This window comes from Nostoc sp. UHCC 0870, assembly GCF_022063185.1.
Taxonomy (GTDB): Bacteria; Cyanobacteriota; Cyanobacteriia; order Cyanobacteriales; family Nostocaceae; genus Trichormus.
On sequence record NZ_CP091913.1, the window covers coordinates 6068641 to 6092409 of the forward strand.

Annotated in this window: 13 protein-coding genes and 1 pseudogene; 5 read left to right on the top strand and 9 right to left on the bottom strand. The window is 41.2% G+C overall.

All coding sequences use genetic code 11. The annotated features are described in order from the left end of the window. Positions 1-112: 112 nt before the first annotated feature. The 4 genes from L6494_RS25750 to L6494_RS25765 all read right to left on the bottom strand — a co-directional run bounded on the left by L6494_RS25750 (position 113) and on the right by L6494_RS25765 (position 4953). The gene (locus tag L6494_RS25750; protein ID WP_237990604.1) at positions 113-2251 is read right to left on the bottom strand and encodes a TolC family protein; all 2139 of its coding nucleotides are present in this window, start codon (positions 2249-2251) and stop codon (positions 113-115) included. A gap of 104 nt (positions 2252-2355) precedes the next feature. Next, the gene (gene kaiC / locus L6494_RS25755) at positions 2356-3915 is read right to left on the bottom strand and encodes a circadian clock protein KaiC (RefSeq protein WP_237990605.1); all 1560 of its coding nucleotides are present in this window, start codon (positions 3913-3915) and stop codon (positions 2356-2358) included. Between the two features lie 73 nt (positions 3916-3988). Continuing rightward, entirely contained in the window at positions 3989-4315 is a 327-nt protein-coding gene (kaiB, locus tag L6494_RS25760; protein ID WP_237990606.1) for a circadian clock protein KaiB, read from the bottom strand. Between the two features lie 71 nt (positions 4316-4386). Beyond that, complete coding sequence (locus L6494_RS25765) at positions 4387-4953, bottom strand: circadian clock protein KaiA (RefSeq protein ID WP_237990607.1); 567 nt, start codon at positions 4951-4953, stop codon at positions 4387-4389. A gap of 1025 nt (positions 4954-5978) precedes the next feature. Between L6494_RS25765 and L6494_RS25770 the strand changes: the two genes are divergently transcribed. Further along, positions 5979-9275 (top strand): ATP-binding response regulator, encoded by a 3297-nt coding sequence (locus tag L6494_RS25770; protein WP_237990608.1) that lies wholly within the window; start codon positions 5979-5981, stop codon positions 9273-9275. A gap of 63 nt (positions 9276-9338) precedes the next feature. Here L6494_RS25770 and L6494_RS25775 read toward each other — a convergent pair whose 3' ends face one another. Together L6494_RS25775 and L6494_RS25780 are read right to left on the bottom strand one after the other, a co-directional pair. Continuing rightward, entirely contained in the window at positions 9339-11225 is a 1887-nt protein-coding gene (locus L6494_RS25775) for an ArnT family glycosyltransferase (RefSeq protein ID WP_237990609.1), read from the bottom strand. A 149-nt stretch (positions 11226-11374) separates the two neighbouring features. Further along, positions 11375-12007, bottom strand: a complete 633-nt coding sequence (locus tag L6494_RS25780) for a hypothetical protein (protein ID WP_237990610.1) — start codon at positions 12005-12007, stop codon at positions 11375-11377. A gap of 571 nt (positions 12008-12578) precedes the next feature. Here L6494_RS25780 and L6494_RS25785 point away from each other — a divergent pair. Together L6494_RS25785 and L6494_RS25790 are read left to right on the top strand one after the other, a co-directional pair. Then, a complete protein-coding gene (locus L6494_RS25785; protein ID WP_237990611.1) occupies positions 12579-12911 on the top strand; it encodes a DUF565 domain-containing protein in 333 nt (110 codons plus the stop codon). Continuing rightward, positions 12908-13939: a glycerate kinase gene (locus tag L6494_RS25790; protein ID WP_237990612.1), complete on the top strand. Its 1032-nt coding sequence runs from the start codon at positions 12908-12910 to the stop codon at positions 13937-13939. Before L6494_RS25785 ends, L6494_RS25790 begins: the two co-directional genes overlap by 4 nt. 87 nt (positions 13940-14026) lie before the next feature. On the opposite strand, the gene L6494_RS25795 is transcribed toward L6494_RS25790, so the two are convergent. The 3 genes from L6494_RS25795 to L6494_RS25805 all read right to left on the bottom strand — a co-directional run bounded on the left by L6494_RS25795 (position 14027) and on the right by L6494_RS25805 (position 22073). Continuing rightward, positions 14027-15013, bottom strand: coding sequence for a response regulator (locus L6494_RS25795; RefSeq protein ID WP_237990613.1), 987 nt, complete (start codon positions 15011-15013; stop codon positions 14027-14029). Next, positions 15010-19932 (bottom strand): PAS domain S-box protein, encoded by a 4923-nt coding sequence (locus L6494_RS25800; RefSeq protein WP_339394239.1) that lies wholly within the window; start codon positions 19930-19932, stop codon positions 15010-15012. Before L6494_RS25800 ends, L6494_RS25795 begins: the two co-directional genes overlap by 4 nt. 683 nt (positions 19933-20615) lie before the next feature. Continuing rightward, entirely contained in the window at positions 20616-22073 is a 1458-nt protein-coding gene (locus L6494_RS25805; protein ID WP_237990615.1) for a protein adenylyltransferase SelO, read from the bottom strand. A 409-nt stretch (positions 22074-22482) separates the two neighbouring features. Between L6494_RS25805 and L6494_RS25810 the strand changes: the two are divergent. Continuing rightward, a pseudogene (locus L6494_RS25810) lies at positions 22483-22836 on the top strand (flavin reductase family protein); the annotation flags it as partial. Between the two features lie 240 nt (positions 22837-23076). Then, the gene (locus tag L6494_RS25815; RefSeq protein WP_237990616.1) at positions 23077-23706 is read left to right on the top strand and encodes a Uma2 family endonuclease; all 630 of its coding nucleotides are present in this window, start codon (positions 23077-23079) and stop codon (positions 23704-23706) included. Positions 23707-23769 lie beyond the last annotated feature (63 nt).

Genomic DNA, 23769 nt, shown 5'->3' on the forward strand with positions numbered 1-23769 from the left:
ATTATTGCTTGACAAAGTTCTGAGTCCTGAGTAGTTAGTTAGACAACTCAGGACTCAGCACTCAGGACTCAGCACTCAGCACTCAAGACTCAGCACTCAGCACTCAGCACTCTTATTGATTATTAACTAACTCAGGCAACGCTCTGGAGGTGACAGATCGTCGTAAATCAGCTAAGGCTCGGTTGTAATCCAAAATCGCGGTGATGCGATTACCTTCGGCTCTAGTTAGTTCGTTTTCGGCGTTAATGACATCTGTTTGAGTACCTACACCAGCTTGGAATCTCAATCGCGCTAAACGTAGTGATTCTTGTGCTTGCTGTAAGGCAGTATTAGCAGTTTGGACGTTCTCTAGGTTAGCTTGCTGTGTGAAAAATGCTTGTTCTACTTGAAAGCGGATTTGGTTGCGCTGTTCGGCAAATTGGGTTTCCGCGATCGAAATATTTTTTCTGGCTTGGGCTGCTCTAGCTCTGGCTGCTCCGCCATCAAACAAGTTTAAACTAGCTCTAACTCCAAAAGAATAACCGTCGGTAACGCTGATCCCATCGTCAAACTGATCTAACAGGTTGTAATTAGCGACTAATTGGACTTGTGGCCCCAGATTAGCTAGTGCCTGCCGTCTTTGTTGTTCGCTAATGTTACGTTGTGCTAGTTGCTGTTGCAGTTCAGGACGATTTTTATAAGCTAAGACGATGCTTTCCTCTAGGGATCTATTCCAAGCACTGGCTGCTTTTACGGGGTCTGCGGTACTAATGTTTACTACCTGGGGTAAGCTCAAACGAGTCGCTAAGGTGCGACGGGAAATTTGCTGCCGAGAAAGAGCATTAGTTAGTTCTTGTCTGGCATTGGCTAAGTTTACTTCTGAGCGCAGCACATCAAACCGAGTTCCTACACCAGCTCTTTCTAATGCTTGGGCATCTCGTAAACTGGCTTGGGAATTTTCCACTGCTGATTGAGCAATGCGTACCCGTTCGTCTGCTTCTTGTAAGTCGTAATATTCCCTAGAAACGTTCCTCTGGATGTCTTCAGATTGGCTCTCTACAGCTAACTCACTCAAGCGAATCCGTTCCTCTGCCTCTTTGATGCTAGCGTCCCGTCTACCAGAGGTGTAGATGTCATAGGTCAATTCTGCTTGACCGTTGAAGGATGTACCTGGTTCATCGGAGTTAGAAATCAAACCCTGTTTTCGTCTGGCTTCGTCTTGGAGTTGTGCGCTAGCCGATTGGCTACGGGTGATATCACTACTGATAGAAAGACTAGGATACAAAGCAGCCTGAGCTTCTTTTAATACTGCTTGCGATCGCTCCAGTTCCAACAAAGACACCTGTAAATCCCGATTATTCCGCCGCGCTATTTCTAGAGCCTGCGCCAAGGTAATTGGCTGATTTTCCCGGACTGTAACTTCCTCGGTTTTGGTAGGAAATTGCAAAGGATTAGCATTAGGAGTCAGGTTTTCTGGGACTTGTTGAGTATTAGTCTCAGATGCAGGCGTTTCTATTGCTGGTGTTGTTGTTGGTTCAGGGGTAGTATCTTGAACAAAATCAACAGTTTCTGGGGTGGTAGTGCTTGGGGGGACTGGATCACTATTTTCAGCTAGCTGTTGCCCAACCCAATTGGATTGAGGACAGTTAGTAGCTAAAATCAGCGTTGCCGAATTCCCTGTCTGTAGAGAACAACTATTTGCTGCCAACAATTTTGCTGCACTTACACCCCTGACAGATGTTTGTAAAGCTATAGGTAACTGCGTTTTCAGCTTTGTTGACGGTGCTGGGTTTTGCAGATAAGTAGTAGTAATAGGCACTACTTTCTTAACTAACTCTGGTTCAGCACTCACTAAGTTAGTTTGTTTTTGAGTCTTTTTAAAACGATTCTGCTTTAGTCTGTGGATCAGATCCCGATTAGGTGATGCACTGACAATTTTAATTTCATCTTTTGGCGATTTTTGTTCGATAGAAATACCAGTGTTTTCTGTCAAGATAACTGGGCTAGTCTGACTACTTAAAGACTGTGACTTCAGTAGCGACAAATCAAAATTGTCAATGATCTCTGGAGAAGCTGGAACTGTATTTGATGGTAGCTGTGTCTTCATACTGTCTGCTACCAAGTTTTGACTATCGTTAGAAGTCAAGACACTAGAAGAAGACGCTAGTTGTACACTACTTACCTTCATGGCCTCAGCCACAGCCGGCTGAGTGGTCAATACAGCTGCTGTCACACCAGGCAAGAAACTATAAAGTAATTGTTGTCCTTTCACCGCATCCCCTCACACGAAAATCAATCTGGCGGCAGAAAACTTTTCTTCACAACAGAATATAGCACGATACTAAATTAAAGAAGGAATATAGTACGATACCAAATCTAAGAATCAGAACCCTGTTTATCTTCAAAACGCTTCATTATGCGAGAAAGCTCCGCCTTTTCATCAATGCTAACGCGGGTAGGCGCACCACTCACAATTCTTTCATAGTTACGGAAAGAATCTTTAATATCGGGTCCGTCGGCAGTGATATTGTATTCACGAATACCTTTGTCATGCCATGAACCCCGCATTTTAAATACGTTGATCGCTCGTGACATTTCACCACGAATTTCGACATATTGTAGCATTAAAATTGTGTCTGTGATTGTGGAAATATGGGAATCTGTAATTGAATGTGATCCCATAAATTGATCTGTGGTGTTAGTAAAGAAACCAGTGATTTCTTCTTGTTTAGCATACCCAGTAACACCAATGACAAATTGTCTAAAGGCATTATTGCTGACTCCTCTGGCCATAGCCGAAAGAGAGTCAATGGCAATGCGTGATGGTTTAAACTCAGCAATCTCTGATTTAATAATTTGCAGGTGATCTTCTAGCCCAGTAGATTCGGGATAGGTACAAATAATTTTGAGTAATCCTTGACGTTCTAATTCCTCAAAATCAATTCCCCAAGAATAAGCGTTGCGAGATAGTTGAGCGCGTGATTCTTCATAAGCAAATAATATGGCTCGTTCACCATTGACGCAGCCATTCTGGATAAATTTGCTTACCAATAGTGTTTTACCAGTACCTGTTGCGCCTGTGGCTAAAATAATCGAATCTTTGAAAAACCCACCCCCACACATTCCATCTAGGGTTTTCACCCCAGAAGAAACACGGACGTTAGATGACCTTTGTGTGAGGCGCATCGCACCTAATGGGAAGATGTTTACCCCTTCATTGGTAATGGTGAAAGGATACTCACCTTTCATGTGAGTTGTACCGCGCAATTTGAGAATTTCAATAGTGCGGCGACGACGTTCTCCTTCTAAAACGTTACGGAAAATGACGACGTTATCCGACACAAATTCTTCCACCCCAAAGGAAGCCACAGGCCCGTATTCTTCACTGCGTTCTGTGGTGATGACTGTCGTGACATTTAGTTGTTTGAGACGTGCAACTAGACGAAAAATTTCCCGACGGACTACACCGATGGCTTCATACTGTTGAAATACTGCTGTGATGGAATCAATTGATACTCTCTTGGCTTTGAATTTACGAATGGCGTACTGCAATCGCTCAATCAAGGCTGAAAGGTCAAAGTTACCTACAATATCTTGACCTTCTGGATCTGGGGAAGCATCGAGAATAAAAAGTTTACCCTCATTAATTAAGTTTTGCAAATTCCAGCCAAAAATATGAGCATTTTTAATAATATCACTAGGAGATTCTTCAAAGGTGACAAATACTCCTGGTTCATCAAAGTAAGTGATCCCGTTATAGAGAAACTGTAGGGAGCATAATGTTTTGCCTGTCCCTGATGTGCCACTCACTAAGGTCGTTCTTCCTACAGGTAAGCCACCATGACTAATATCGTCAAACCCCTCAATCATTGTCCGAATTTTTTCTACGCCACCACCAGATGTAGGCTTTGGTTCTTGTTGTTCTTTCTCGCGCATTTTTTTATAGATGGGTACTAACCCCAGGGGTTTAATTACTAAATTTTGTGATTTTAATCGTTTTTTTTATGATTTAAAGTTCTTCTTGTTCTTCCCAATCTTCTTCACTCAATTCTTCATACAGCAAATCTAATCCAATTAACACTCGTTCACGATCTGAAAGATCACCGATAATTTTTCGGACAGGTGGAGGCAAAATTTTTGATAGTGTGGGTGTGGCTAATATCTTATCTTCTTCTGCTAATTGCGGATTTTTCAGGACATCAATTACTTTTAAAGCATAAATACCTTGAAATTCCTGTTCTAAAATATTTTTGAGTGTTTTGAGGGCCCTGACAGAATTAGGCGTGTTCCCTGCCACATAAAGTTTGAGAACATAAGTTTTTCTGGCTTTATTCATAAAAGGAAAAATTGAAATATTAACATGGTAATACTAGATATTTTTATGAATTCAGAAGTGATGAATTCTGACTATTTAAAAATTGCACATCTATAGGCTTCACACAAGTGAGCTAGGATGTCTATGAGTGTTAAGCGATAGTCTAGTAATGTTTCATCGCTTCTCCCTTCTAATTGTAGCTGGGTGGAAAATTCATCAATAAGTTCCATATGAATTTCTATAATTTGTGGCACAGGAATATTAGCACAAAATACTGCATTGATAAATTTATCGATCCTTTCTTTTAGTGTTTTGTCTGTAGTAAAGTAATTTATGAGAATTTGTTGATAATCTAATTTGAGTTGCTGCAATAATACTTGCCGATCAACTTCTTGAGTCATGTGCTGACAAACCTGTGGTGTTTTTGGCTTTTGGTCGGCAAAGGCATAAGCATATTTACTAGTAAAATTTTCGTTCATGTTGGGGTAGAACGATTTCAGTTGGTAATAAATCTGAGATGTTATAGTGGCCATTGAAGACAGAAAGCATCTAAAAGCACATATCCAGCCGCTTAATTCTGGGTTGATAGCGTCTAACTGCTCTCGCGGATCTAAATTTTTTTTAACATCTGGTGGAAAAATCAATATTGGTAGTAGCATTTACATACTTATATATATCTCACGTTAGTCAATCGCTAAGATTACTAGTGAAGTTAATAGTGAGTGGAAAACACCCGTTATGTATATACCAACCGCTATCTCCAGTACAATCACTATCTATATAAAATAGTGAACGATTGTTAGGATAGCTGAGGTCGTAGCTGCGTTTTTTGTTGAAAACACATTACTTAATTGATGATTTGCATATGTATATATGTCTCAATAAGGGTTTTCTATTTTACTCCTTGATAAGATACTTAAACGAATTTAAAGTATTGTCGCATTTTCAATAATTATAATTCCTCAAGGTTCTAAAGCGAATCTTTGGAGTCATAATTGTCTTAGCTGTCGCTATTGTTCACTAACCCCGCCCTAAAAGTGTGGGGATTGCCTAAACCAATTTAGGCAACGCAATTCGTGAATACCGCATTGAGACACATCTTAGAACGTACTTCCAGATGCTTCCCTAGTCTGGATTATCTACAAGCCTAATTGGTTAGGCGTTGGGAAAGCCCTTCGGGTTCGGGAGTTCGCAATCGACGGAAACCGCCAAGACTGCGACCCCCTCACCAAGACATCTTAGATGTGTTGCGGGAAGGGACTTAAACAAGTTTGCTGGTTCTTGGGCTTATCGCCATTTAAAAACCATCCCCCATAAGGGGTTTACTGTAAAGCCGTCCTAGAAGCGATGCACTGAGCTTGCCGAAGTGGACGGGGTTTCTACCCATTTTTCTGATGAAAAGTTGAGATACCAGTGGCAGACTGGTCTGACTTTTCAAAGAGAGTTGAACCTGGTCTTGTAACAGGCCGCATCTGGCGAACTATTGAAATTAAACATCCATGTTCAAGGGAAGCAATTCCACAGATTCAATAGTGTCAAAGCTGGACAAGATCGCTGATATGAGTCTTCTGAAAGAATACTGCTTCAGGCGCGATGCCTACGGCGGGCGCAGCAATCGCTATTTGCCACCTGCGCTGATGGTAAAGCCAGAGGCGTTTACAAGAAGAATGACCCCCCAAGCCTTATGTCAATGCTACAGTATCCGCTTTATGAATTTCTGGCAACTGGTTATAGTTGCTCAGAAACCAGTTCTCTAGCAGTGGTGCTGGAGATGTTTGAGCAAAAGCAGTGCGATCGCTTAATTATAATTAATCAACAGCACTGTCCCATTGGGGTGCTAACTTCGGCTCGGCTCACACAGCAGTTTTTGCTAACTACAGGAGATGAACAACTTGTAAATTTACAACAACCACTTTCTAGCTTGGGTCAAGCCATAATTGAGCCAATACAAATATTACCAGCTACTCATTGTCTAGAGCAATTGAGTTCATTGTGGCACTCTCAACAAACTCAGAGCCAAAATAACTTAGAGTGGGTTTTAGTTGATGCTGAGGGCAAATTTTTAGGGCTATTGAATAGTTTGCGCCTGTTAACGTTGCTAGCTAAAGCACAAGCCGCAACCCCATACTCTACGGTTAGTCCATTAGTCCCGCATCAAGACACATCTTTGATTAGTGATGGCAGAATTAGGCGATCGTCTAGACTCAAACAACGTCAAAATCAAGGATACAAACCACTAGTACAGCTATTGGAACGACTACCTTGGCCTTTGATGTTGCAAACAAGTACAGGTCAGGTGTTAGCCCGAAATCAAGCGTGGTGGCAACAATTGGGATCTCTGAAAGACCCAGAAGGTATCAGACAACAAGTAGAGGCGATTTTAGCCGCCACTCGCATCAAACAACCAGAATACGCCAACCCAAAAATACTGAAAGTTTATGCTCGTGGCTATGGCAATGAGCTAGATAATAATGACACTTTACCAATCACCGACTTACCACCTTTAAGAACATATAACCCACAAATACCGCCACAAGATAGCAAGACTAGTGGCGGTCGCTGCTTTCTCGATAGCCAAATGGGTATTTGTACCTGCATTGTAGAAGTGCAGAACGGTCAGGAGCGAGTTTGGCAGTTTACAAAAATTCCTTTAGATAATCCAGATTTAAAACTCCCCATTTTTCAGTCAGAAGCAATACTCCACAACGATAGCTTGTGGTTGGTTTCCGCAACTGATGTCACCGAACAACAGCAACTTTGTAAAGAACTAGCAGCGAAAAACGCCGATCTGATTCAACTCAATCGCTTAAAAGATGAGTTTTTAGCTTGTATTAGTCATGAACTCAAAACCCCATTGACAGCTGTTTTGGGTTTATCGCGGTTATTAGTAGATCAGCAGTTGGGTGAACTGAATGAACGTCAAGCCCGATATGCGGGGTTAATTCATCAAAGTGGCCGCCATCTGATGAGTGTGGTTAACGACATTTTAGATTTAACCCGCATGGAAACAGGACAGATGGATCTGACCTTAGTACCTGTAAATATACAATCTATTTGCGATCGCGCCCTCTCAGAAGCCAAAGCTATTCACACCCAAACCAGCAAAACCCCATCAACGACTCCAAAATCTACCCCTCGCTCATCAGTAGTAAAATTTACTATGTCGATTGAGCCAGAGCTAGACCAGATCATCGCCGATGAATTACGCTTGCGCCAGATGTTGGTACATCTGTTATCTAACGCCTTTAAGTTTACGGAAATATCGGGCGAAATCGGCTTACGAGTTAGTCGTTGGGAAGGGTGGATTGCCTTTACCATTTGGGATACAGGTATTGGTATTCCTGAACATCAGCAACATCTAATTTTCCAAAAGTTCCAACAACTAGAAAATCCCCTCACCCGTCAGTTTGAAGGTACAGGTTTAGGACTAGTCTTAACTAGGGCGTTGGCTCGTCTCCACGGTGGCGATGTCAGTTTCTTGTCACAGGAAGGAAAAGGTAGTCAATTTACTCTACTTTTACCACCCAGTCCACCCGCTACAGGCTTTGCCGAATCAGAGATAGAAACAGCAGAAGTTAATGATAGTGAAAGTCTTGGGAAACTCGAACGTATCACCAATACTACCCAACATCCACTCATCTCCTCCCAACGGTTAGTGCTGGTAGTTGAGGCGGTAGCTCGATATATTCAAGATTTGACCGATCAACTTAAAACTAATGGTTATCGGGTAGTCATTGCCCGTTCTGGTACAGAAGCTGTAGAAAAAGCCCGTCGCTTACAACCACAAGCCATATTTTTAAATCCCCTCTTACCCTTGTTATCGGGTTGGGATGTGCTGACATTACTTAAATCTGATCCAGCCGCTCGTCATATCCCTGTGATTGTAACAGCGACCGGGGCAGAAAAAGATCAGGCATTTGCTAACCGAGCTGATGGTTTCTTAAACTTACCAGTCGAGGCGGAGTCTTTGACACCATTGTTAGAAAAATTATGTGAGACACCAACAGATCAGCAGCCTAGTTTAAATAATAGTCAAGAAATTGAGCCAAACAATCCCCTAAGAATACTCAGATTAGTCAATCCTGAGTCAGAATCAATCAATCCCCATCCTTCATTACAAGAACATCGGGTAATTGAGGTAGATGACTTAGATCAAGCAGAACTCTTAGCCAGAGTTTGGCAGTTTGATGTAATTTTGCTGGATGTAGACAGTTCCTTAGCACAAACTTACTTACAACAATTGGCTAAACATCCCCGTTTGGCTACCTTACCTTTAGTGACTTGTGATGTCGTTACCACCCTCACCGCATCTCAAATACCGGGTTTATCGGTGTTTCCTTGTTTAACGCCATTGAATCCAGACGATAGCGATGGCCATCACAAACACCCATTATTGTCAGTGCTGCAAATTGCCTCTAGTGTCGGCTATCCCCCTAACATCCTAGTCGTAGATGTAACGATGTTACAGGACTTGCCACAGACTAGGCGTAAACCAGTCAAGGGTTATGGCAAAGCCAAAAATTCCCCCCTCAGTCAAAACTCTGCCGAACGGGGAACGGAATGGTTTCAAGCTTTAATTCAGTATTTACAAACAGCCGGCTTAAAGGCAACCATAGCACGCTGTTGGGCAGAAGTTTTACAACAAATGCGCCACCAAAGCGTAGATTTACTACTGATTTGTTTGGAAGTTTCAGCCATCCATCCAGACGTATTGAAAGCACTGAAAACTTTGCAGGATTTACCGCTCAATTTGCCTCCAATTTTAGTAATTGATCAAAGAGTACATACCATTCCAGGTAATTCCCGCACTAAAGTTACTCAAACTAAACATGGACAGAGAACAAAAACTGAGCCGGAATCAATAGAAACTGTTTTAAATGCGATCGCTAGCCAGATTGTCCCTCGTTCTATATCAATGGAAGAACTATTGAAACAAATTAATCAAACTTTAAGTATCAAAATGAAGCGAGGGAAATATTAGTGGGGACTGGGGACTGGGGACTGGGGACTGGGTAGATAATAATTCATGCCCAATTCCGATTAACTAAGATATATCTAGTTTCTGAGATTTCATTTTCTTAAAATTGATGCGAGTTAATTGGTAAGCACCTTTAATAGCTAAATTCTGATAATTATCTGGCTGTAAATCCATTTTAAAAAAGTTTCTCTTTTCAGTAAGGAGTAGCATTGAGGCTGGATGATTTGTTTGATTAGCTACGTTTTGAATATACTCAATACCTTCTTTTCTCAATTTGATAAATTTTATCGGTTTGCGGCTATAAAAAACTACACTCGGCTTTTTAAAGCCAACCATGATTATTTCTTCTTGTGGTTTCTGGAACTGTACAACAGCCGCAGATAAATCTCTTAAAGGTAGTTGACGTTCTTGATCAACCAACAGCAAAGCCGGCATCATCATTATCATCAAAAATGCCGCAAATCCTAATAAATTTACCCCAATAATTGCCTGCCATTGGCGACGTAATATTAAGACTGCAACGATGACTGCAAATAATAGCCAAATCCAACCACCAATTTCTGGTAAACCAGAATTTTGAAGCATTTGGTTGAAGTTAGGAGCAGCTGGATCTTTACCTAATAAATACGATAGGTGAAATAATGCTACTGACAATACCGATAAAAATACGACGTTGATCCAACTACTTACCTGTAAAAAAGAAATAGGGTAAGTAATCGCTGTTTTGCTAGTATTTGGCTGTGGTTGAGAGAAAAAATCACTCCACAATAGAGCCACCAAAATTGCTGCGGCTGGCATCAAGGGCAATACATAGCTAGGCAGTTTGGTGACAGCAGCAGTAAAAAAGCTAAAGATAGTAATAAACCAAATAAACGCAAATAAACCTAATTGTTGAGAGCGTTCTTGAGTGCGCCAGTGCGATCGCTGCCAAAACTTCAGTCTGATCATTGCCAAAGGTAAGTAAACTGAGTATGGCGCGAACAATAACAACACAATTAAAAAGTAAAAATACCAAGGTGCTGAGTGACCATTAACTACGTCTGTGAAGCGTTCTATATTGTGATAGCCAAAAAAGGAGTTAATGTAATTCCAGCCATTGCGCCAAGTTACTAGCAAGTACCAAGGGACAGACAAACAAAAGATAATTACCAGTCCCAAAAGCAGGCGCATTTCCCGCACTACTGCCCACAATTGTCCTACATACAGCAAAAACGCCCCAATAATCAGCCCCGGTAAAACAATTCCCACTGGCCCTTTCGTCAAAATTGCCCCAGCAATTAACGCATAACACGCTAAATACCATTTGTTGGGAAACGGCGATTGGTTATTGGGTATCTTGTCTCTTCTCTCTGTCCCCTGTCCCCTGTCCCCTGTCCCCTCTTCTGCGTATCCTCGAAAAAAGCATAATAAAGCTGAGGCAATACACCCTGTTAAGAGCATATCTGAGACACCAGTCCTTCCCCAAATGATCATTTCTGGATTGAGTGCTGTGACGGCTGCGGCAACGGCTGCGGCTAAATAGGGGCGTGTAAGAGATGAAACTGGCTTTAATTCATCTTTTTTCGTCAAAGACCAGTAGACAGTTGAAAATACCAAAGCCATAACTCCCATTGCAGCCAGTGCTGAGGGGAGACGTACCGCCCATTCATTCACCCCAATCACAGCATAGGCGATCGCTTGCAACCAGTAAATTAAAGCAGGTTTATCAAACCGAGTTTCACCATTGAAATAAGGAGTAATCCAATCCCCTGTGATTAACATTTGACGGGAAGCTTCAGCAAACAATGGCTCAGTTTCGTCAATCAAGCCAACACGGCCTAAATTCCATCCATAAGCTACCCAACCAATTACAACTAACCACACAATTAACACCGTCACAGCAAGGGATGGACGTTTCACTATCTTATTAAGCCACTGCTCAAAAGCGTGGGGAAAGCTCAATTTTAACCTCATCACTAGTTACTCAATAGTCAATGTCAACAGTTATTTAGTCGTTAAGTGACTAAGTTTTGTTCTTCGTGATTTTGACTTTCATTCCCCACTCCCCACTCCCCACTCCCCACTCCCTACTCACCACTCACCACTCACCACTCACCACTCACTTACTTAGTATTACTTAATAGCAGTACCCATTCTTGTTTTTGGGAATCCCATGTAGGTAGGGAGCTTTCTCCTACAACATATGGCCCCCAATAGCGACGAGAACCATCTTGAGCAAAGGCTACCAAGATATCGCCTGTTTCTATTTTGAGATTACCTTGGGGTAGAGACAGAATTAACCCTTTTTCGCTACCTTCTTGGGGATCAAAATCCCAATGAGCGGGAATATCAGTTTTTTCTTTAACCGCACCTTTTGTAACTGACGGTCGAGCCAATAAAGCCAATCGCACAGGCTGATCAGTTTGATTGCTCATGCGTAAATTGCCTAAATACTTAGTATTGCTACTCAATGATTGGCGAGAAGCCAATATGGAGATAGTTTTTTTAGTGTTTTGTTCTGATTTGTTACTGTGAGTGGTTACTGGATTTGAAATAACCGTAGAATTACTATCTGTGGATGCCACAGGTGATGCTAAATCTTGATTTTCTGGTGTTACATCAGTAGATAGTGATGAGGATATATCTGGATTCGTAGTTTCAAAAGATACACTCATATCAAAGCATCCTACCAGTAACCCCAACAGTCCCAAAAAGCCAGCGATAACCGCAGCGTTACGATACCCGGAAGACTTCATATTGATATTGATTTAGAAATAATGTTTTGTTTAGGCTTGACCAAATACTAGCCTATTATTACTAGTTACGTTCAAGGAAAGTTTTCTACTTGCCTACTAGAAACTATCGATAATTTAGCTTATAAATGTATCATAAATATCATATTTTACTGAAAATTATCTATCAGAAGTATTACTTGAGCTAATGAACAACAAAAGGTGTACAATCCCGATGATACTGGAATTGATGTCAGCCACAATCAAGTAAAAACGTAAAATATTATACAGATATCATGTATTTACTTGCTTAAACGCTAACGGAAATTTTTAGTATCTGAGTAATTTGAGTCACAAGGTAGCTTTGCTTAAACCAGCAAATATAGTCACAGCATATTATTTACATTTATTAATATTTTACAGCCAGTCCTTCAGATAATGAACTGATATTGCCCGATAATATTAGTGTATAAAAACGGAAACAGGCGTGTAAGGGTGTAGGGGAAAGAAAGAATTTTAAATTAATTCCCAATCCAAAATCACCAATCCAAAATCTAAAATTGATTGACTATTGACAACAGTAAAGCCTGATTCAATGCAAAATACACGTCTTAACAACTTGTTTGATACCATTGCTAGGAGCTTAGGGCAATGTTTTTCCAATCCTTGGCGGCGGCTATCACTGCTGCTAATTAGTTTTTTGTTTGGTTTTTTCTTGGGGACGGCAATTTCCACTATAGCAGGACAACGTGGTGTAATAGATATTTGGATAGCGGCGATATTAGTCGTCATGACAGAGGTTGCAAGCAGAATATTCTATAGCCAGAGTTTTTTTGCTAGGCGAGCCTTGTGGGTAGAAGTGCTAAACCTTTTGAAAGTTGGTTTTACTTATAGCTTATTTATTGAAGCCTTTAAACTAGGTTCATGATTAACGATTGGTTACAAGCAATGGGGACGGTAAGTGGGCAAAAAGCCGCACAAGCCGCAGCCTTAAAAGATAAATCAAGTGCCAAAGCCTTTGGGATTACATCGGCTAATGTAGAGCAAGTAGTTCAAGAGCGATCGCAGCTTCTACAATCCTTATTACCAGCTTTTAGCCAATTCTGCCAAAATCGCCTGCATACCCCAATAGACAAGATGTTACCTATGTTATGGGACTTGTGGCTACCTCTGGCGGTAAAAATAGCATCACAACATCAAAAGTTACAGCGTCCTTTCGTTCAAGGTATCTTAGGGAGTCAAGGAACGGGTAAAACTACGATGTGCCAAGTTTTGGGGTTGATTCTCCAGGAGTTGGGATATTGTAGCGTGAGTTTATCGTTAGATGACTTGTATAAAACTTATCATGAGCGTCTAGAGTTAACCCAAGCAGATCCCCGCTTAATTTGGCGTGGTCCGCCGGGAACTCACGATGTAGACTTAGGTATAAATGTTTTAGAGCAAATCCGGCAATCACAAACCCCTGTTAGCATCCCCCGCTTTGATAAATCTGCCTATGGTGGTGCTGGCGATCGCACTGAGCCAGAGATTGTAGAAAAAGTTGATATTCTATTATTTGAAGGTTGGTTTGTTGGTGTGCGACCGATAGATCCATTAGTGTTTGATGATGCACCAACACCCATTATCACCGATGCAGATAAAGCATTCGCCCGTGACACGAATATTAGGCTGAGTGAATATTTACCACTGTGGGAAAGATTAGATAGCTTAATCGTGTTATATCCCCAGGATTACCGATATTCTGTAGAGTGGCGCAAACAAGCAGAAAGACAAATGATTGCGGCTGGTAAATCAGGGATGACAGATGCAGAAATTGAAAGATTTGTCAATTATTTTTGGCGATCGCTCCATCCAGAATTATTTATCAAGCCCTTAGCTCAATCTGCCTCATGGGTTGATTTAGTAATTGAGATTGATCAAGATCATCGGTTGACTCTTGCAAAAGTCCGAAAATGAGATGTGTCATTCTGAATGAAATGTAGAATCTAAGAGATGTTTCGCTTCGCTCAACATGACAGATTTAGCATTTATGCAAGAGGTCTATTATTTCCCGACTTCCTTCCATAAAAAAGTAGTCGAGGAGAGGAGTTTGCTGTATTTTTGGCAGCGATCGCGTCCGGCGATTTTAGCTTGATATAAGGCGCGATCGGCTTCGTCAATAATTTCTTGAAAATCGGAGTTGGGCTGAGGAGTAATACTCGCTACACCAGCACTGATAGTGACACAAATATTTGCTTGTGAATGGCTATGTGGTACACCCAGCATCCGCACGGATTGACAAATGGCTTCAGCGATATGAACTGCACCCTCAACATCTGTTCTGGGTAAAATCACAGCAAATTCTTCTCCGCCATAACGGGCGACTAAATCAGCTGGACGTTTGACACTATCTTGAATAGCTTTAGCAACCAATTGTAGACAGCGATCGCCTGCCCGATGACCGTAAGTATCATTATATGCTTTGAAGAAATCAACATCACAGAGAATCAAAGACAAAGATAGTTGCTCCCGTGCCATGCACTGCCACTCTTGGGAGCAATATTCTTCAAACCTGCGGCGGTTAGCGATTTGAGTCAATTCATCAATTGTTACCAACCGTTTTAATTCTCGGTTAGCAGCTTCTAGCCTTTGTTGGAGATGGGATTGTTGAATTAAACGTTTGACTCGTTGACGCAAAACTGGCCAGTGAATTGGTTTAGTCACATAATCGATAGCACCAACTTCAAAAGCGCGATCGACAGATTCTTTATCTTCCAGTCCAGTAATCATTAAAACTGGTGTATGTTTGCTATGGTCTAGTAATTGTAAGCGAGTGCAACACTCAAAGCCGTCCATATCCGGCATCATTGCATCCAGAAGCACTATATCGGGTTGCAGTTGATGAAAAACACTTAACGCCTCTCTACCATCTTGAGCTTCTACTGTCCGATAGCCTTCATATTGTAGAGACAGTCGTAACTGCGCTCTGATAAATGGCTCGTCGTCAACAATGAGAATTAAAGACGGCTCTTGTGGGACATTAGTGTTCATGATCTCTCCTGATTAATTTCTCTTTGCAAAGCAGTTTTGACTCGCTCATACTCTTGACAAAGTTGTGTGCCGATTTCTACACTATTTGCCAAGTTGTTACTGCGTCCCTGCTCTTCTAGTTGCTTGCAAAGTTGTGCTAATAAGACTGCTCCCACTGAGCCACTGCTGGATTTTAGCTTGTGAGAGGTATTCCATATAGATTGGGCATCTTGAGTTGTGATTGCTACACTAATATTTTGGATCAACTTAGGAGCTTCTGTCAGGTAACAGTTGATTAATTCAGCAAATGCACCTGCTTCTCCATGCAACATATTACGTAATTCTTGCAATATTTCAGTATCGATAGCATTTATTTTTGACTCATGATTTACTGATGGATTTAGCTTGGGGAAAAGATTTTTGGGTTTGAGGGGCTGACATTTCCCTAGTGCTTTAGCTAAATCATCAATCTGAATGGGCTTACTGATATAGTGATCCATGCCAGCTGCTAGACATTCTTCGCGATCGCCTTGCATAGCATTGGCAGTCATGGCGATAATATAGGGACGAGAATCAGCACTCCACGTTTGACAAATTCTCAGACTAGTTTCTAAGCCATCCATTTCTGGCATATTTACATCCATCAAAATGACATCATAAGTCTGACGTTGTAATGCTTCTAAGACTTCTAACCCATTAGCAACCACATCAGCCCGATAGCCGATTTTTTTCAGCATGAGTAGAGCGACTTTCTGATTGACTACCATATCCTCAGCCAGTAACACCCGCAGTGGTAATTGCTCTGCCAAATTTTGCTTGATGGGGGTGGAATGAGAATGAGAAACACGCGCTCGAATTGGCTGATTTCCCAAATTACAGGCCAGAACATCGTAGAGTTGAGATTGTTTAATTGGTTTATGCAGACAAGCAACAAATCCCATCTCCCTAAAATCAGCATCCTTGTCTGATTTACTCCAAGAGGTGAGAATTACTAAGGGTAAATATTGATAAGCAGAACGCCTGCGGATTTCCCGCGCCAAGGTCAAGCCATCCATTCCGGGCATCTGCATATCTAAAATTGCAATATCAAACTTGATTTCCTGGTCAAGTAGAGCTAAGGCTTCTGCACCAGATGACACAGCATAAGTTTGCATTTGCCAAGGTTCAGCTTGTAGGCGCAAAATTTTGCGATTGGTGGGATTGTCATCAACTATTAACAACCTTTTACCGATCAATGGCATTGGGGAAGTCATCAATTCATCGGTATCGGGATCAGCAACGATTGGGGCTTTCATGGCGAAGTAAAATGTCGAACCGGGGGCTGAGATAGTAGATGATACTGGCTTTCTACTTTGCCATCCAGCCGGGGGACTACCACCCACAGATCCTTGACTTTCCACCCAAAGATGCCCCCCCATCATTTTCCCTAAGCGTTTACTAATGACTAACCCTAATCCTGTACCGCCATATTTGCGAGTCATGGAGGCATCTGCTTGTACAAAAGGTTGAAACAGCCGTTTCATCTTCTCAGGTGGAATACCAATGCCTGTATCTTGGATGCTAAAGAGCAGCTCGCAGCAGTTTTTTGGTTTGGGAGTGCTATGTACAGACAGAATCACTTCACCTTTTTCAGTGAATTTTATAGCATTGTTGAGCAGGTTGGTTAAAATTTGCCGCAGACGAGTTAAATCGCCGATAATCACAGGCGGAACTTGGTGATGAATTAGATAAGCCAGTTCAATATCTTTTTGGGCAGCTTTGGGGGCTAACAAGTCAATTACTTGCTCTACGCAAGTTCTAATATCAACAGGCTGTGCTTCTAGTTCTAATTTCCCTGACTCAATTTTGGAGAAATCCAGAATGTCATTAATGATGGTAAGCAAAGCTTCACTACTGGTTAAGACGGTTTCTAAAAAATCTCGCTGTTGGAGTGTCAAATCAGTATTTAGCAGTAGTTCTGTCATGCCAATGATGGCATTCATGGGGGTGCGAATTTCATGGCTCATCATTGCCAAAAATTCACTTTTTGCCCGATTAGCGTCTTCTGCGGCACGTTTTGCCCTCTCTAAGGCAAAGTTTTTCACGGTAAGTTCTTCCCGTTGGCGGGTTTCTTGTTCTAGGAGTTGCGCTTGGGCGAGGGCGATTCCCAACTGTGCGGCTACTGCCTCTAGTAATTCAATTTCTTCTGGAGTCCACTGACGGAAATAGCTACACTGATGTAAGCCGATCGCACCATTGGGTTCGCCTTGATAGGAGGTGCGGATGGCTAGCATGGATTTCAAGCCCATTTTCCGACAAATGAGGACTGAAGACTCTAGTAAAGGATCTGCGTAAACATTGGGTGAGGCAAGAGCGCGATCATGGGTGATCATTTCTAAACCATGCGGATTCCCTGACATGGGTACTTCTAATTTATCCATAGTGCAGAAATCAGGAACATTGTTATATTCTGCTACTAGGGGAATGCGGGGAGATGGGTTGCTGACGTAAGCATGGATTAAACAGCGATCAACTGCAAAAGCTTGTCCAATTTGCGTAGCAGCCGTGGCAAAAATTTCTTTAATATCCAGACTTTGACGAATTTCCTGCGTGATTTTTTCCAGGAGCAGTGTCCGATTTAATTGTCTTTCCAGTGTTTCTTGTGCTTGCACCCGTTCGGTAATATCTTTGATTGAGCCAACCATCCGCACTGGATTACCTTGCTCGTCCCATTGGGCTGTAGCATGAACTAACACCCACTTGTAACTGTCATTTTGGCAACGCAGACGATACTCTAAAACATATTTGGGGATTTTGTGACTGAGATAATCTTGGGTTACAGCCATTACCAGGTCGTAATCTTCGGGATGAATGCGGCTAGTAAAATCTTGATTACTACTGATGGGTTGATAGTTTTCTGCTCCTACTAACTCTCCCCATCGTGCCGAGCGAAATGTTTCATTTGTGACAATATTCCAATCCCAAATGGCATCTTGATTGCCTTCAATAACTAATTGCCAACGCTCCTCACTTTTACGGAGTGCTTCTTCTGCACGTTTACGCTCAGTAATGTCAACGGCAATCCCTCCTATTAAAGACTCCTCTCCTTGGCTAGAAATCGGGAATTTATACACCAAAAAATCTCGCACTGTGCCGTCAACACAGGGGACAGACTCGACAACTTCCAGGACTTTATTAGTCCGAGCAACGGTTTGAATATTCTCTAGAAATCTTTGAGCAAATTGGGTTTCATAAATATCAAAGATGCTTTTGCCAATCAGTTTTTTTAAAGGTAATCTCAAGGTGCAGCGATAATTTTCGTTCAGGTAGATAATTTTTCCCTCAGAGTCTGTAATCCAAGCATGGGTGGGACTATGATTCATGAAGGCTTGGAAGCGTTCTTCGCTGCGATGTAGTAAAGCTTCTGATTGTTTGCGTTCGGTGATGTCACGATTGACGCTAATCGTAGCTATATTTTGTCCTTGTTCATCTTGCAAAGGTACTATGGTGGTTTCACAAATACCCTGACTACTATCTTTGCGAACAAAGTTAATTTCCCCTGACCAACGTCCATGTTGAGCAATGTCTTCAATGATGGCGGTATTCAAGGCTAAATCTTCTTCAAGTTTATGTAAAATGCTGATAGATTGTTCACAAATTTCGGCTTTGGTATAGCCAAATATTCTCTCTGCGGCAGGATTCCAGTCTAGAATTGTGCCTTTTAAATCTGTGATGATGACACCATCGTAGATATTTTCAAAGGTGAGTGCTTGCCGACGTAGTGCCATTTCAGCTTGTTGGCGTTCACGAAGTGCCGCTTGCTGTTCGCTAATATCTATTTGAATCCCTAGGAAGTGGGTTAATTGACCTGTTTCGTCATAAATGGGAGAAATGCTTAATTCATTCCAAAATAAACTGCCATCTTTGCGGTAGTTTCGCAAAATCACTGTACAACTTCTGCCAGCTTTCAGAGCTAATCGTAGTTCTTTGAGGGCTGGTTGTTGGGTATCTGTACCTTGCAAGAAGCGGCAATTCTGCCCGATTACATCTGTGGCACTGTAACCGGTGATTTGCTCAAAGCCAGAGTTAACATACATGATGGGATTGTTGGCTAGTATGGCATCGGCAATGACAATACCATTACTAGTAGCAGCCAATGCTCTCTCCCGCAAGCGCAAGGTTTCTTCTACTAGTTTTAAGTCGGTAATCTCAAACATAAACCCCCGCAGCAGCACGGGTTTTCCATCTGTTTGCACTACGCTTATAATGTCTCGCAGCCATACAACTCTGCCATCGGCAGCAATCATCCGGTATTCTATGTCGTGGTTTTCGCCTCTAGCCACGGCTGCTTGACAAAAATCCCATACCTGTTCTCTATCTTGGGGATGCAAATGATTCAACCAAAAATTCTCTTCATACCATTGGGCAACGGGATATTCTAATAGAATTTCGGCTTGTGGCCCCACATAGGTAAAACGCCAGGTTTTTAAGTCTAATTCCCAAGGGATGACTTTCACTGTTTCGAGTAACTGCCGCAATCTATTTTCACTAGCTCGCAAAGCTATTTCTGTTTGGTTTTGTACGGCAATTGTCTGAGCTAGTTCTTGATTGATAGCTTTTATCTTACGGTTACTAATTTGGGTAACTCGTAGCAAATAAGTTAATAATGTGAGTCCCCCAGTCGCTAATATTCCGGCCAGTAATACAAAGCTGGGCAGAGTCCACCGCACCCGACAGGAAGCTAGAATGGGATAATTTAACTTGGTCACTAATTCAGTTTTGGTGGACTCTGCCTGTTGTTGAATTAGTTGTTGAATATTATTTTGTTCTGCGGCTATTAATCTCTGACAAAAGATAATCACCGCAACGAATATCACTACACCAACCAGAAGCGGCAGCAACTTTTGGGGGCTAAAAAAATTCACCGATGTAAATCTCTGATGTTTGTGCTGCCTGTACACTGATTTATCCTCCAGCACTTTGAAAGGGTCTGTAGCTAGTTTTTTCTTTGTAAGTAATTAAAATTAGCCATAATAGCAAGGGGATAATTACATAGGATTGCAATTGTAAAACAATTTATACATAATTTTTTGACTTAATCTATTGATTTTATATTTATTTCTTATTTTTTTACATTTGTTTAATTTTATCAATCATATTTTTTTGATATTTTGAATAAATCAAAATAAAACTTTATCTTAATTTAGAATTAATTGTCTAATTAAATTTAAATAATTATCCATATGACAGCATTCTAATTCAGCATATATGCAGTTATTAACTTGATGTTTTTACGCCAATAAAAAGTTATCCAATACTAGTACAGTACGTTATGAATCAACCACCTATCCCAAATTAACAAAACACAAGTGTTATATTGATTTTTAATTTTTAATTCTGCCGTGCTGTACTGTTTTGTTAGCCGTGCGGTACTAGTAGGTCATCAAATTTGAATTGAGGGATAAGCTTTTTTTTAGTAAGGACTTTAGTCCTGATTTTTCTAAGGACTAAAGTCCTTACTACGAACCGTCAAAACTAACTTAATAGACCACGAGTACAGCACGGCGTAAATAAACAGACTATTATCAATCGTTTAAAGCCTCAATATACAAGACTTTTGATTTTTGACTTCTGCGTAGCGGTACTAGCCTCTAGACGCTATTGTCTGCAATAGCTGGTAAAAAGGTTGCCAATTATCTTCCTGAGCAATTTCTTCCCAAATCGACTCAATTACAGGTCTTAATAATACAGTTTTGGGATTGTAGTAAGTAAGAGTTTGAGCAATACTGTCCATTTGATCTGGATTAAAATTATTGAGAATTTTATGGTAGAGTATACACCAATTATCAAAGATTGCTGATTTGTCTGATGTAGGTACAACATCTGAAGGGTTGAGTACCAATCCAGGTTCATCTCTCCACTTCGAGGAGAAAGTACGAGCCATTTCATAGAAAAACTGATGATACCCAACTTGGCTATCTTGTAAAAATTGAATGGTAAGACCTAACAGTTCATCAGCTTCAGGCGCAAGCAACTGTTCAAAACCTAATTTTTTTAGCATTAAAGAGCGATATTCCGCAACGTAATAATCACCAAATTTTGCTAATCCAGCCTCTAAATCAGCTTTATCGATAACTGACCTTAATGGTTGTTGGAGCAATTCCAGATTTAATTGGCAAATCCCCGGCTGATGACTATAACAATAGCGTTTGTAATAGTCGAAATAGGCAGCAGTGAAATAAGGGTCATAAGTTGGAATAAACGCATAAGGGCCGTAGTCAAAGCTTTCCCCCGTAATTGCCATATTGTCAGTATTGAGGACTGCATGACAAAAACCTGCGGCCATCCACTGTGCAACTAGTTCTGCGACACGTTTAACTAGTTCAGCATAGAACAAAGCATATTTATCTCGTTCATTAGCTAAGTGAGAGTAATAATGCTCAATTACATGGTCTAATAACTTTTGAATTAAATCTGGACGCTGTAAATAGTATAAACGCTCAAAAGTTCCAAATCGGATATGTGAACTGCTCATCCTCACCATTACAGATGAACGGGTAGGTGAAGGTTCATCACCGCGCCACAGAGATAAACCAGTTTCAATCATAGTTAGACAGCGAGAGGTACGAACCCCCAACTGATGTAAGGCTTCTGCGGCTAAAACTTCCCTGACACCACCTTTGAGGGTCAGCATCCCATCCCCACCACGGGAGTAAGGTGTCCTCCCAGAACCTTTAGTGCCAAAATCATAGAGTTCGCCATCAATACCACGGACTTGACCGTACAAAAAGCCCCGTCCGTCACCTAACTGGGGGTTATATTCACCAAATTGATAGCCGTGATAGCGCAGTGCTAAAAATGGTTTGCGTCCTTGAAACAGGCTAAAAGCTATAATAAAGTCTTCATCTTGAACGTTTTGGGGATTTAGTCCCAATTTTGGCAATAGTGCATCATTGCGCCAGCGTAGAGTATGTTGGGGAAATTCTGCTGCGGCTACTTCATCATAATAATCATCACCCAAGGATGCCAAAGCTGGTTCGTAATTCAGGGTGAGAAAAGGATTGAGAGAGTTTTGGGTATTGGGAGTTTCAGCTAAGGTCATTATGAGCAAAGCATAATTTATTCTTCTCTCAATAGTACATCTGACAGCATCTATCGCGTGAATTAGATAATTAAAACTTGGGAACTGAGTATAAAAACCTTATACATAGAGTTTAGTTAATAGTTGTGATTATAAATTCTGTTTTTTTGATCAAAAATAGCTGCGCGAAATTATTGCTGATAACTAACAATACATGGATCAAGAAAAACGATACTTTGTATTTTTTAAACTTATAAATGCAATAGGTTAACTAAATATTGAGATTCACTAGTTGAGTTTCCGAGATTCATGTTGGGTTTCACTGCGTTCAACCCAGCGAAAGACATTAGACCAGCAAATACTTTTAAATCCCCCTAAATCCACGACACTTGCTTTAAGCCGGGAAACCGATTACATTGTTCTCGGTCATGTCAACCCTCCAGGAATTATGATTGCGATCGCTGATGAACAGAACGCAGACTTAATGTGTCATCCAGGCGATAAATTTGTGCTGAATATTCTCAAAGAAGGTAGAAATGTCCGCCGCTATTTTTCCCGCCACAGCACTTTAGGAGATAACCCATTTATCAATCTTTCTACCAAAACCGCCGTTAATGGTTGTCTCATTCTCACCGAAGCATTGTCCTATTTGGAATGCACAGTTCAAAATCAAATTAAATGCGGTGACAGATGGTTAATTTATGCAGTAGTAGATAACGGCGAAGTCCTAGAAAACGAAGGATTAACCGCCCTCGAATACCGTAAATCAGGCAGCTATTATTAATTCGTGATTCGTCAAATTCTGCCTACTGTTTGCTCTATCGTTCCTTGCCAATTTTTTGATTAAATTACCAATTTTAAGTTTCTACCATCTCTCAGGGTGCAAAATATTGCGCCCTTTTTTTTGTAATGAAGTTATCCAGAAAATGATAGCGATCGCAAATTCTGCCGTTAGGATAAATTAACGATCGCTTTCTCTGTTTCTATCCTCTAAAATAAAGCCATAAGATTTTCGGTTGAACCTATGACTGCAACATTGCTGACACCACCGGATGAAATAATTCACCTGACGGGGATTAGCTGGCAGACTTATGAGAGATTACTAGAAGAATTAAGCGATCGCCGTCTCCGGTTGACTTACAATCGTGGCAACCTAGAAATTATGTCCCCATCCCCAGAACATGAAAGATTTAAGAAAGTTGCAGGGCGTTTTGTTGAGATAATCGCTGAAGAACTGGATATAAGTATAGAACCCTTGGGTTCAACTACTTTAAAACGTCCTGAACTGGGTGGTGCAGAACTAGATGAATGTTTCTACATTCGTAATATTGCCCTAGTTCGGGGAAAAAAACGACTGGACTTAACACAAGACCCCGCGCCCGATTTAGTCGTGGAAATTGATGTCACCAGCAGTTCTGATAGTCGTCTACGAGTCTATGCAGATTTGGGTGTGGCAGAAGTTTGGATTTATAACGGGGAATCTCTGGTGATTAAACAATTACAAAATGACACCTATATTACCTGCCAAACTAGTCAATTCTTTGTTAAGTTACCCATTCCAGAAATTGCTGGATTTTTGCAACAAGCCGAAACAATGGATTATCTGGAATTAGTAAAAATATTTCGTGATTGGGTGAAAAGTCAGTTGTCTTGACTTAGGTCAGATCCCCGACTTCTCAAAGAAGTCGGGGATCTAGAGGTTGAGTTGCAGTTTGAT